General features: G+C 37.4%; 10 protein-coding genes. 3 read left to right on the top strand and 7 right to left on the bottom strand.

The window, feature by feature from the left end; translation table 11 throughout:
* Nucleotides 1–76: 76 nt before the first annotated feature.
* The 7 genes from FFM71_RS06705 to FFM71_RS06675 form a co-directional block, all read right to left on the bottom strand.
* A complete protein-coding gene (locus FFM71_RS06705) occupies nt 77–922 on the bottom strand; it encodes a nucleotidyl transferase AbiEii/AbiGii toxin family protein (RefSeq protein WP_137611403.1) in 846 nt (281 codons plus the stop codon).
* Complete coding sequence (locus tag FFM71_RS06700; RefSeq protein ID WP_137611402.1) at nt 919–1,620, bottom strand: type IV toxin-antitoxin system AbiEi family antitoxin domain-containing protein; 702 nt, start codon at nt 1,618–1,620, stop codon at nt 919–921. Before FFM71_RS06700 ends, FFM71_RS06705 begins: the two co-directional genes overlap by 4 nt.
* 372 nt (nt 1,621–1,992) lie before the next feature.
* Nucleotides 1,993–3,726, bottom strand: a complete 1,734-nt coding sequence (locus tag FFM71_RS06695; RefSeq protein WP_137611401.1) for a glycoside hydrolase family 73 protein — start codon at nt 3,724–3,726, stop codon at nt 1,993–1,995.
* A 725-nt stretch (nt 3,727–4,451) separates the two neighbouring features.
* Nucleotides 4,452–4,691 carry a hypothetical protein gene (locus tag FFM71_RS06690; RefSeq protein ID WP_137611400.1) on the bottom strand — a complete coding sequence of 80 codons (240 nt, stop codon included), beginning with the start codon at nt 4,689–4,691 and terminating at the stop codon, nt 4,452–4,454.
* Between the two features lie 782 nt (nt 4,692–5,473).
* Complete coding sequence (locus FFM71_RS06685) at nt 5,474–6,916, bottom strand: hypothetical protein (protein ID WP_137611399.1); 1,443 nt, start codon at nt 6,914–6,916, stop codon at nt 5,474–5,476.
* 856 nt (nt 6,917–7,772) lie between these two features.
* A complete protein-coding gene (locus FFM71_RS06680) occupies nt 7,773–8,792 on the bottom strand; it encodes an acyltransferase (RefSeq protein ID WP_137611398.1) in 1,020 nt (339 codons plus the stop codon).
* Between the two features lie 143 nt (nt 8,793–8,935).
* Complete coding sequence (locus FFM71_RS06675; RefSeq protein ID WP_223876492.1) at nt 8,936–10,267, bottom strand: DUF3329 domain-containing protein; 1,332 nt, start codon at nt 10,265–10,267, stop codon at nt 8,936–8,938.
* 155 nt (nt 10,268–10,422) lie between these two features.
* Between FFM71_RS06675 and FFM71_RS06670 the strand changes: the two genes are divergently transcribed.
* The 3 genes from FFM71_RS06670 to FFM71_RS06660 all read left to right on the top strand — a co-directional run bounded on the left by FFM71_RS06670 (nt 10,423) and on the right by FFM71_RS06660 (nt 13,652).
* Nucleotides 10,423–10,782, top strand: a complete 360-nt coding sequence (locus tag FFM71_RS06670) for a DUF2628 domain-containing protein (protein WP_137611397.1) — start codon at nt 10,423–10,425, stop codon at nt 10,780–10,782.
* 130 nt (nt 10,783–10,912) lie between these two features.
* Entirely contained in the window at nt 10,913–11,365 is a 453-nt protein-coding gene (locus FFM71_RS06665) for an SHOCT domain-containing protein (protein ID WP_137611396.1), read from the top strand.
* Nucleotides 11,366–11,759: 394 nt separating this feature from the next.
* Entirely contained in the window at nt 11,760–13,652 is a 1,893-nt protein-coding gene (locus tag FFM71_RS06660; RefSeq protein ID WP_137611395.1) for a putative glycosyltransferase family protein, read from the top strand.
* Nucleotides 13,653–13,767 lie beyond the last annotated feature (115 nt).

Here is a 13,767-nt window from a genome sequence, read left to right as displayed (position 1 = left end):
TTCTAGATACATTTTCTGCAAACTTTTGTTGTATTTTCAAATATTTTTTCGTAATACGGAAATGATTTAAATTACATTACATTTTAATTTTTTCAAATAATATATTTACAGCAATTAATACCTGTTCAAATGACAAATATTCAGCAAATTTATTCTTTTTAGAATAATTAATCCATTCGCCATGCATTTTTTGATCAGCGGCAATTAAATCTAGAACCGATTTGCGCATTTTCCAAAGCTCTTCGGTACCTCTTTCGTGCATGACTGTTATAAAATCTACTGATAAATCATCTATATCCAGTGTTGTGGTGGCTGGAATGATATATACATCGTAAAAATCTTTCATACGAGTATTGGCAATTCCCCTCTCCAATATAGTCTGTAACTTTTCAGACAAAATTTGTTCAGGACGATATATATAAATTGGTATTTTCCTATCACCAATCAATGGCTGATAATCCCATTTAATTGCTCTTTGCTCTAAGGTCTCACCAGTAACAACATCTAAGTGAAAATTATCCTTCATTTGTCCTAATTGGCCCATTATTCTGACCCTCAATCCTTGATAAGCCTTTTCTTCTTGAATTTCCTCAATATCTAACAGCTTAAAAACAGGACCATTCTCATCTTTGTTTGAAATGATTTCCTGAATTACCTTGCTAAGTGTGCTGGAGTTTACAGCCATACCAGTTATCAGAGTATCTAAATCGACTGTTGTACGTTTTTTTATTCCAGTAATTGCTGAAAGAACAAAACCCCCTTTCCAAACAAAATTATCAGAGTATTGAGATTCAGATAATAATTTTAGAAAACAATCAATAAAAAATTTCTTTTGTAAAATATCAAAGGGAACACCGGTTTCATCACGTTTTGCTTTCAATTTATCCTTGATACTCTGTTCTTGACTCTTTCCTGTACTCATATCATAATTTCCAATCTACTTCTGACTTTTTCAAGAGCACCCAACTTTTTGGCAGCAAGCATTAGTTTATTAACGCCTATTTTTGAATCCTTCAGATAACGTTTATAGGCAGTATTAATAACGTCTGTACCCACTGGCTCACGGAGTACATCTATCAGTGCTCTTTCTTTACTATATATATTAATTTTTTGTTGTGTTCCGGATACATCCATCTTTTCAACAAACATATTTAACACATCATTGCTTACTTGTTTAACTATAATTCCTTTGGTCCATTCTTGCATTGTACTAGGTAATCTATATCCACGTTTGAACGTCATAAAGGATTTATACGGATACTCGTCACTCAATCCCCAAAGATAGAGTGCTGTAGATCCAGAATATATTCCTTGTTTCAGTACCAACTGACGAAGCAGAAAATCATTTGGACTCCATGCTAAATCTACTAAAATACCACGACCAATGTATTCAAGAACCCCATAACTTATCATTTCTTTAATCACTTTGTTGTTTTCAATTTCTGAAATATTCGAGTCATTGATGATAGCTTCATTTTCAAAATATCTTTTTAATTCATGATATATTTGTATTCGATAATCTAAGTAATCAACTGTGCCATGTTGTCTTTTAATATTAGAATCGTCCTCTTTCAAAATATCTTGAATTGCCGAACGTCCTGTAGAATCTTTTCTTTCCAAATTACTCGCCCCAATCTTTTAAGTGTATTATTCATATATTGAGTATTATCCTTCAAAATATTTTATTTGAAGTATTTTAAACCGATTTTGAATGTAATGCTTAACATTTCAAATATTTAAGTATATATTAGCATATTCTGAAAATAAGCTTAAATATAAAACAACAAAAAAATATGTTCTCAGTCATTTTCTGAGAACATACAGTTTAAATTTGTTATTTAAGTTTATATATGCAGTGGCTCTAAAACGAGTTCCGACAGGGCAACTCCTTCCGCTTTTCATAGATATGTCAATCACACGCAAAATCGGCGTGTAATTGACATATCTACGAAAATGCTCGGGAGCTGACCGCCCTGTCTCCACTCTCTAATTTTAATCCGCATTATAAATACAATATTTTCCATTAACCCAACCGGCATTTACTTTATACCAAGTTTGTCCATCAACAATTTGCTTTGATGTTACGCGCCATGTTGTACCATCTGCCAAACGGACTCCTGTAAACTTGTTATTTGAAGCCGGACTGTTATACACGTTAACTCCATAGCCAGGAATATAATTGATTTTTACCATTCCGGAAACTGAAGTTACGTAATTTGAACCTTTGACTTGAATGTCATTGGCATTGACCCACTGATTAGTTGCTACTCGATACCAAATCGAACCGTCTGAATGGATTGATTTCTTATCAATCTTCCAATCAGTTCCATTTGCTAAGCTGACTGCCAACACATTATGTTTGTCATCATAAGCTCTAGCACTGGGGGTTGCTGTAACGTGTACGATATCTGGGTATGAAACGATGTCATCGTCTTTATATTCATCATTGGCAACTTGTGACTTCAAACTGACGTCAGTTGCCAAAACATAGGCATTATTTCCCACAAAGTAGAATGTATTGCCATCATCATCTACTACATACGCTGTCGTTATCCAAGCGGATTGATATGGTAAAACTCGACTTGTTGCAGCTTTCTTATTGGCAGCACTATAAACTACCGATCCACTATTGTTAACGATTACTGCTGTATCAGCAATTTTAACTGGTGGATTGGATTTTTCGGATGCTAATTGAACATCAGTTGCCTTCACATATTCGTTGGAAGCTACTTGATAATAAACGGGTCCATCAGCAGCGACAACTTTTGAAGAAATGTGCCATGAAGTGTTGTACGCCAAAGCACGATTAGCGGCAATCTGATTGGGATTAGCGTTGATATAAATTTTAGCCAAACTTTTATTCGTTACAGTAGCGGTATCATCCATTGCTGTTTGCGTACCACTGACTGAATTATCACTAGTACCACCGGTACTGGCCTCGTCATCATATTGTGTCAAATTATAAGTCTCGATTATCCTATTCAAAGTTGATGCATAAATTGGGCTGGTAGCATATCTGCCTTGTAACCAAGCCGTAGCATCTTTATAAGAAGCGGCATTTTCCTTCCAAGTACCATTGTAAAAATTAGGGGCCCCGGAAATTCCACCTCTAAGTAATGCACCGTTATCGGCAAAAGAATCATAAATACTAGGGTACTTTCTAAAATTGGCATAAATTGTGTAATAGCCTTTATCAGCACTCCACTCTTGAGTAGGCATACTGACATATGAACCATTGTAATCACCTTTGACACCAAAGTAATTGTTGCTTTGAGTCGATAAAGTTGACTGACCCCAAGAACTTTCGATAATTGCCTGAGCCATCATAACTGAGGCGTAGACATTATACTTAGAAGCTGCTTGTTGAGCAATCGGTCCAATATTTTTTAGAAAAGCATCCTGTTGTTCCTGAGTGGCCCCACTAGTTGCAGTGGCAGCTTGCGTAATTGAACGCACCGCATTGGCCGGCAAAACACTGTTAGTCTCGGTACTATTTTCATTCTCTTCAATAGCATCCGCAGCACTCTCACTGATTGGAGCCCCTTGTTCGTCCATAACACTGGCGACATTGGGGTCCTTAGTATCAGCAACTTTATGATCTTGATCATCATCCTGATTTCCATCATCAGTGGCAAGTGCAGCTTTTACTGGAGAAGCATTCGATGATACACCAACTGCTGCCAAAAAACTTGCTAGAGCAGTAGAGGCAACCCATTTTTTGTTCATAATTGTCTCCCTCCAATTACAAAAAATATAACTAACAGTAGACTACTATTTAAACGGGGTGCCTTCAATAAAACCTTAAGAAATATGCCATTTTTTAAACATTTTTATTTTTTGATAATCTGCCGCCAGAGGGTTCCAGTGAATTTCAGCCGCTATGGGGACCGGTCCGAGCCTGGGAAGCGGTCTCGGACCTCGCTTTTGAGCCGAAGCCCACGTCTCAAAAGTCGTCCCGTGGTGTATTGGCTTTCGCCACTACACCACTTGCACAGCGGCTGAATTCACTGGAACCCTCTGGCTCTTTCTTTGAAACTAACAGATGTTTTAAATTCTTCAATTTGTATTGGAATTTTCAGGCTGTATGCTATCTATTCACTCTATATCTAAATTACGAAGAATATTTGAAGATTGAAAAAATAAATTAAATATCTGAAGGTTGAAAGGTGAGAAATTAATCTAACGATTGCTATTACAGACCTAGAGCTACTTTATTTAAATACTCAGAAATCCCCGTTTTATTGTTCCGCTATTAAAAAATAAAATAGTTGGAAGAGCTGAGAGTATTCATTTACACCACCGGGCGTGTTGAAGACTCGCGGGTTTTTCGAGGCTTCAACCGAGGTCCGAGACCGCACTCTGGCTCGGGCCGTTCCGCGCAGCAATTGAATACTCTCAGCTCTGGAAACGGCCCAAAAGAAAAAAAGATCAATACCTTATGAATTCAGATATTAATCTTTAGTTTCAATATAGGTAACGTATTCAGCTTCGATCCATTCGCCATCTTGAGCGATTCGATAAAAGACTTTGCCATCGTCGCCAGTTCCCTTGGCATCTGTGTACCAAGCTGACTCACCTTTAACATATTTATCTTGCAACATTTTACGATTGACTTCATAAGAGTCAAACAAAAAGACGACATAACGGCTATCTTGGTTTACCTTTACAAGACCTTGTACATTTTCAAGCATTGTAATACCACCTTTTAAGTTAATACTGATTTTATTATACCTTAAATGATTAATTAAAGGTTGCCGTTTTTCCGCCAGAAAGTTCCATTGCAAATTGCGGCTTCCTCTTCTTAGTAGGTAAAATAAAAATAGTGTAGCGCCGTGTCAGAATAATTTTGTTCAAAACTAAAAATCAACTAGCCCCAGAATGCCCGGAGCTACGAGTGTTGCAAAAATTGCAAACCTCCCCAACAATGGAGTTCTAGCAATATGTAACATAAGCTATTATAATTTTGATAGAAGTATCAAAAGAATGCTTGAAGATAATAAGTAACACTAATATTAATTGGAACCTCGACCAGATATTCTAAAAGGAACTATCAGTTTAATTGCTGATAGTTCCTTTTTTCTAATATACTAAATGACCTTAAAACAAGTTACGATAGGGAGTTTTTGATAGATGCCTCAAGGTTTAAAGGCAAAAAATGAATATAACTATTGTGGTTACAGACCTAGAGTTAATTTATTTAAATGATCAGAAGTTTTAGTTTTATTGTTCCCACCATTAAAAAATAAACTAGTTGGAAGATCTGAGAGTATTCATTTGCAGCGAAAGTGGCGTTATTGCTTCAGCAATTACACCACCGGGCGTGTGGAAGACTCGCGGATTTTGCGAGGCTTCAACCGAGGTCCGAGACCGTACTTTGGCTCGGGCCGTTCCGCGCAGCAATTGAATACTCTCAGTTCTGGAAACGGCCTCCTTCCTAAAATTTCTCAGAAGCTGACCACCCTGTCTCCACTCACTATTTATTAAAATAATGCTTCCAATACTTTGGAACTTGTTGATTCAACAAATCATTGACCCAGACGAACTTCCGATATGGAACGTGTTTGGTTAATTCAACTTTGCCATTGTAATAATCAGGATTATTCACTCTGGCCAAATTTGCCTGATAATTTGTTGACATAATGTTCATATATCGACCGCCCACTATTAATAAAACGGCCATTAGTATTCCAGTCAACCAATTTTTCCATCTAAAACTATCCATGGCTGCTAAAACAAATCGCATCATAATTAAGTATGTGAACACATATGTTAAAAAGTTCCCTCGGCAGTTGATTGGGGCTGATACGAACAACAATTGTCCCATGATTACACCTGTCATTAAGAAGTAGAGCCACATTTTGGCATCGGTTTTGAAAAATAGGAAGATGCTATAACCGATAAAGGTCACTAATAGTAGGCTGACTATCCCTTCCATATTAGAAATATTATCGTTGATCGTGTTGTAGCCATACATATAGTTGAGTTCGAATCGCTGCAGATACATATTTATTGCGATGTAATATCCTAAGAATCCCAACGCTATAACGGTTAAAATCGACTTTTTCACGATGGAAAAATCAGCTCGAATTACCAAAATGGCAATCGCTATTAAAATGGCAACTAACATTACCACATTAAAAGTTATCAACCAGAAATGAGTGATTTTGGCGTAATTTGTCCAAATTTTGAATGGATCAAACGTTGTATTGCGATAAATACTCTTGCCACGATAGCCTCGGTGGGTAAACATCGTCACAGCTGCAATGACAGATCCCAACAAATACGTTACATGATAAAGTTTCACTTGCTTACGGAAATGAATAATCACAAAAATACCTAATGCTATTTGTGCTACTGTCATCGATTCGGTGAATAGTCCGCCAATATATGCCAAAATCAAAGTTCCTAATGTCATGAATTGGTTAAACTTTTTCGTCTTACCTTTATCGACTAACCAAATATAAACTAGTGCTAAAGCTACCGGCGGTACGTAATTTACGAATCCAGCGTTCCAAACCAAAATATTATTCAAAAAAGCATCTTGTAACGTAAAGACGAATAAGAATGACATGACTAATGACAGCATCGTTTTCCCCGATAAGCGCCATAGTCCCCACAATAACAATGTCCAAAAGACTGCATAAGTTAAAATGGCGATCACTTGATAATGCATAGTCAATATTTCTAAAGTATTGCCTAAATATCGACCATTGCTACTACCCCCGTAGATTGCTTGTGAACCATAAAACATATGATGGAGTAAATAAGACCCTTGTGGTCCCCACCAGAAATAATCATCCCCAGATGGAATCACAAAATATCTAAATACCCCAAAATATATCAACGAGATCACAAACATCAACGGTGTGACAAACTTTTGCCAAAGGTTAAATTTGTTCGTAATTTTATTTTTCATAGTGCTTTAATTTTGCGCTAAGTTCCTCAATACCGCAAGAGATTTATTGTATTGCCGTCTCCGGTTTCTAAGTGATTTTTTTGCCTGCTATGGGACCGGCTCGAGCCTGGGGTGCGGTCTCGACCCTCGAATTTGAGCCTTGCAAGTTCGGCAAGTCTCAAATTCGTCCTGTGGCGTAATGGCTAAAGCCATAACGCCACCTTCATTGCTGGCAAAAAATCACTTAGAAACCTCCGACTAGTTTAACTGTAAATTATTTTAATCAAAAAAAGCCTGCCATATATTTAATTACGGCATAGCTTACTTAATTTTTAATTATCTGAACGTTCAAAAGTGAAAAATTAATCTAACCATTGTTATTACAGACCCAGAGCTAATTTATTCAAACAGCTCAAAAGTCTTAATCTTACTATTGTTCCCGCAATAAAAAAATAAACTAGTTGGAAGAGCTGAGAGTATTCATTTGCAGCGAAAGTGGCGTTATTGCTTCAGCAATTACACCACCGGGCGTGTTGAAGACTCGCGGATTTTGCGAGGCTTCAACCGAGGCTCGAGACCGCTCTCTGGCTCGGGCCGTTCCGCGCAGCAATTGAATACTCTCAGCTCTGGAAACGGCACCTTTAGTTAAATAACTGAAACAAAGTGAACAATACCACTGCCCTAACCACAAAAACTAGCTTTCGGTTGTGAGTGATAGAGACAGCTGTGGCAGTGGAGTTAGAACGACGATTTTCCGTTCTTACTCCACAGGACGACTTTTGAGACGCGGTTTTCGGCTCAAAATCGAGGTTCGAGACCGCACCACAGGCTCGGACCGGTCCTCATAGCGGCTCTATCACTCACAACCGAAAGTGGCCTACAACATCCACTTTTTCAACACTGGTATCTTACTCAATACAAATATAACCACCAAAGACAGCAGTGTTGCCAAGAAAAATGTAATCAGATAATGATTAACTCCGGCCATCTTCTGTACGACTCCAATGCTCAAGCCATGGACTAGATAAACACCATAAGTCAACGGTGCGATAATTTCAGTCAATTTGATGAACCAATTATGGTAGCGACCTTCATATGATTTCAAAATTAAGAAAATCAAGGCGGCAATAACGGGAATATTAACTACTGAAATTACGCTTAAATAATGGAAAGCTAGTTTTAAACTGACAAAGCCGATTACGACGTTAATCGCCATCAACACGACGGCAATAACTAATAATTGTAATGAATTATCTTTGGCATGTTTCGTTTGGGTCAACTTATATCCCAACAAGAAATATCCTAGACTAGTTGAGAAGACAACTTTTCCAACCGTATAGCCGTCAAAATACATGCTGAGATTCTTTGGCAATGCATCAACTAATGCTGGTAAAAACATACTGATAACCATCCATAATGCCAACAGGTAATTGAATATTTTATCGTCCATGCCCTCGACCATAGCTTTCAACAATGGCGACAACAGGTACAGTGATACCAATGGATAAATGAACCAATAGGCTATCAAAACTGGTTGGTGATACATCAATAAGACACTGTGAAAAAAGTCATGAAATGTGAAAACTCCGTCGATTTTTCTGGCACCATAAGCACTGATGATCGACCAGATGATGAATGGAACCAATACTCTGATTAATCTATGACTGAACAAGTACCCCACATCTTTGGTACGACGACTATTTAAAATTGTTGCCCCACTGATCATGAAAAATAATGGCACTGCAATCTCGGTAATCACAACTAGCATGTTTGAAATGTCCCAATTAAGTGACCCATCCCTAACCGCTAATCTAGCTGCCAAAGAATGAGCTAAAACCACTAGCATCATAGCCACCACTCGAATCACGTCGATATAAATTACTCTTTTTTTATTCAAAATATCCCCCGAAACTTTTTTGACGTCTTCCACTAATAGAAATTTTCAAATTAATTAACTGAAGGTTGAAGAGTGAAAATACTCTCAGCCCTGGAAACGTCATATTTAACTAGCACAACGTAAAAACTATCTTACCATATCGTTTATTTTATTCGATAGCCACTGATTTGATTAAGGCCAAAGAATTTTGATTCCCATTGGTTCATCAACGCATTCGCCGGTGTATCTAAAGCAATGACACCATAATTGGCATTGTACTGGCTCTTCTGAGTCGTCATTAATGGCACTCTAGCACTCTTATCCTTAGTTGCTTCGGCTTTATAAATTAATTGATATTGCGTCCGCATTTGATGATAACTGACATTGATATCACGATATGCTGGTCCAAAACTAATGCCAAATGTGATTATTACCGTCGCTGACAAAACTATTGGCACCCACTTCAACTCTCCAAAGACAGCATAAACTAAAATGAACAACGCTATCCCTAGAAAAATTACACCACCGAAGAAAGTTCTTTCTGGATATTCCGGTGAAAAAGCCATCGCGTAAACGGCCGCCAAGTGTCCAATCAAAAAGAAGATCACTGCCCAAAAGGTGTCCGCATTGATACGTTTCATCACAATTGCGACAATCAGCAAAACTGCCATTAATCCGTAGATCCAGACCCATTTGTCAAACGTTAACTTATAAATACCAGCAATATTTTTTTGAATGATTGCCCAATCTCGATGAACATTACCACGACTTTGCGAACCTGGCGACAACATCATTATGACAAATCCGACTCCACTAGAAATTACGCTAATTGTCGAAACTAAACTGAGCTTATGTTCCTTAATAAATCTTTTTAACATGAATAATAGGATAATCAACACCGCTGCTGGCCCAGAATTTTCATTCGAGGCTCCGGCTAAAAATCCCAGTATAACTGCACCCAAGACGTTACCGATATTTACAGAATAGTTTTTCAAATTGAAGATGATAAATCCTAAATAAATCACACTCATCCACAAATAATTCCCTGATCCTGACAGCCATAAAACTGACTGACCAAAATAAGGAATATAGAACCAAGTGAATCCAAAAATTAATGGCAAAATAAAGGCATTGTGTTTCTTACCTGTTAATTTCACGGCTAATTTATCCATAAACACTAGCAGCAATACATAAATCAAACTGCTACAAATATCAAACGGAATTTTTGAATTAAATTGCATAAAAAATTGTACGATTGAATGCGCCACAAAACGTCCGTTCCACAGCATATAATGGTTCCACATCGAATACGGGATCAATCCCGTACTGATTCGTTGTTGATGGGGAAATGCCGTGGGCGATGGCGATTGATAGACGAAACGATAAACGTAATCATCAGCCACATACAACGTCTTCCAGTTGAGCAATAACATAATAAAAAAGACAATTGTCAGAATAATCAGTGACCACCGATATTTTTTTAGTTTTGAAAGCACTTTGTTAATGACTCAACACCCCTTATAAACGCTTTGTTACTATACATTATAAAATTATAATTCATCTGCCAAACATTTTGTAAAAAACTTCGTTCACTCCTGCTAGAATAAAGAACCATTGCTATACTTAGGAAAAATGATCACAGGAGAATATTATGCATGCAATTTTACTGAATCGACGTACAAACGAACGTAAAGAAGTCAAAGTTGGATTTTCATGGACCGAATTTTTCTGGGGCTTCTGGCCCGCACTTTTTCGAGGCGATTGGAAGTGGCTAGTAATTATATTGCTAGTCGATCTTGTTTTAGGTGTTTGGAGTTTTGGTGGCGTATCAGCCGCCTTTAATATGATTTTTGCCTTCTTTTACAACAAATTATATATAAATGACTTGTTAAACAGTGGTTTTGAACCAGCTGATGATTCTTCATATAATACATTACTTGCCAAAAATTACATTGCCTCGGGTCGTAGATTTTCAACTATTAATGAAAGCCACTATGGTAGAACTCGTTAGTATCAATTAGACTTCCAATTGGTAACATCCATTTGCAGAAAACCTCTGTGTAAAATAAGATGAATCCTTCAATTTATACGATTATTTGCTATACTTAATGCAAATGTACCATTATCGGGGAGGATTAAATATGCATGCTACACTAATTAATCGCAATACTAATGAACACAAAGACGTCAAAGTTGGCTTCTCATGGACTGAATTTTTCTGGGGCTTCTGGCCTGCACTTTTCAGAGGTGACTGGAAATGGCTTATCATTATTCTACTAGTTGACCTAGCCTTTGGTGTCTTCACATGGGGCGGGGGCTCATTCTTTTTCAACCTAATCTTTGCCTTCTTCTACAACAAACTCTATGCCAATGACTTATTGAATTCTGGCTTTGAACCAGCTGACGATTACTCATACAATGCACTATTGGCTAAGAATTACATCGCACCCGGCCGCAGATTTTCAAACGCAAACAATGGCTATACAAGTGATTCGCAACTTGATCAACTCGATAAATTAAAAGAATTACTCGATCAAGGTGCTATCACTCAAGAAGAATATGATATTAAGAAAAAACAAATTCTTGGACTATAAAAAATAGCGCAATCAAACACGGGATTTCATGTTTGATTACGCCATTTTTTTATTTATAAACATCATGAATTTATAAATCACTTATTCTAAATAACCAGTCTCCCCTGTAGCGGTTTAAACATTTCTTTGAAATATTGGATAATATTCTATGATTGTCCTATTAAGTATTAGTATAATAAAACTATGTTGTGTATTGTGCTGGTTAATAATTCATTTTTGGATGTTCCATTTGTTTAATAAATTTTTATGTATAAGGGAAAGATTATAATTAAATGTCACTTGAAGTGGATTATATAGTTCTCTTACCGAAGATCCATTAGTCGAAATAGCTGAGAAATATTTAATTAGTACAGCACGTTATGTTATATATATTTAGGGGAAAGGTATCAACTTTATGAAATATATATCTTTGAAAAATAAGTACTTGCGAATCCTACTGATTATCCTTATTGCCATCGCTACGACCGGATTATTTGCGGGTGTCAGTTACGTTGCACTCTATCAAACTGAATTTTATCACCACTCGATTTGGACTTTCTTAGGCCCAAGTGACAATCGATTCCACATGATGCGGATTGAAGGGCTCTACCAGTCCATCTTGCATCACAACTATTTTCCACTCGTCAATATGTCCTTTATGGAAGGCCTCGGCTATATCTCGAATATTTTCTACTCTGATTTCTTGATATATCCCGCCGCTTTCCTGCGTTTGATGGGCTTTACACCGGCACAGACAATTGTGCGTTTCTACCTATTATTAAACTTTCTAACATTTACCGTTTCATTTCTCTGCTTTTTCAAAGTTTCCAAAAAATATTGGAACAGTTTAGTTTTCAGTTTTGTCTACACGTTGGCTAACTACCGACTCCACGATATGCTCTTCCGTCACGATCTCGGTGAAATTGGTGCATTCGTCTTCCTTCCTATAGCTGTTCTAGGAATTTATGAAATTTTTTATGGCGAAAGAAAACGTAATTGGTTATTCTTAGCCTTTGGTATGACTGGAATCATATATTCTCACGCTATCTCACCTATCCTCGTGGCCATTTTGATTGTGCTGGTTATGTTGTGCCAAATCCCAGAACTGAGAGTTCATCCCAAACGATTGCTTTCACTAATCTGGGCTGCCGTTGCCTCAGGACTCTTGAGCATTGGTTACTTCTTGCCCATGCTTGAACAATTGAAGCACACAACACTGCGTTTGACTGAAAGTAAAAGTATCCTCCCCACTGGTGCCGATAATTTAGTTGATTACTTCCATTGGAGTATCGATAACGTCATCAACAAGCCAAACATTGGGATTGTCCTCTTGTTGGCAGGTCTGGCTGCCCTAGTTTCAATGGGTAAAATCGAGAACAAAGCAGTCAAACATTTTGCTGGTATTGGTGCAATCATGTTCATCTGCGGGAGTAAAATTTTCCCTTGGGTGATGCTCAACAAAACACCATTTAAGATGATTCAATATCCATGGCGTTTCGATATGATTGCTACCATTCTCTTGGCAATCTTCGTCGCCTCTGATCCACTGCACTTGTTAAAGGGGAATCTGGTTAAAGCAGCCCTAATTGTTTTCGTAACATTACTAGCAATTTCTGCCAGTTATCGTATGGTCAATAGCATGTCAACCGCTATGGTGCCATATTCAGAGTATGATAAAGCCTCACCATTCAGTATTGGTGGTGGACAGGAATACTTGCCTGATGGTGCGGATATTGTACCATTGGAGGCCGAACCTCAGATACCAACCATCAAGGCTGGTAAAAAGGCCAAAATCACCAATTTCAAACGAGTTGATACGAAAATGACTTTCAACTTTAAACATGCTAAGAAGACCGTTATTTCCGTACCAGTAATCGCCTATTATGGGTTCCAATCTAAAGAATCCACTGGCAACGTTTCGAAATTGACCATGAACAAGAAAAACAACGGCCTCGGTGAAGTGACTGTCAGTGGCAACGGAAAAGTAGTCATTGATTACTATGAAACACACGTCCAAAAGACCGCCCGCCACTTCTCATTTTGGGCATTGGTTGTACTAGTTATCGGTGCAATCTTAAGTATGTTCAATTTCAAATGGAGCAAGTTCAAACCATGGGCTATTGAAATGAAAAATAAGTTGTCCGAGAAAAAGGCAGTTAAGTCTGAAAAATCGGAACCAAAAGATGTCCCAGAATCTGAAGACACACAAGAATCTAAAGAAACTGAAGAATCAGAAATTAAAGAAAAATCTAAAAAAACTGATGATTCTAAAAATGATGATTCAGAAGATAAACAAGTAAAAGAATAGTTCAAATACCAAAATAAAAGCCAACCCGGATTAGATGGATTGGCTTTTTTATTGACTAATATTCTAAAAATTACTCACTTAAAACCGTAATCTAATATATGTGGGAAATCATATC

Origin of the sequence: Companilactobacillus huachuanensis, from assembly GCF_005404815.1 — a bacterium.
Taxonomy (GTDB): Bacteria; Bacillota; Bacilli; order Lactobacillales; family Lactobacillaceae; genus Companilactobacillus; species Companilactobacillus huachuanensis.
This window is presented reverse-complemented; position numbering and strand designations above follow the sequence as displayed.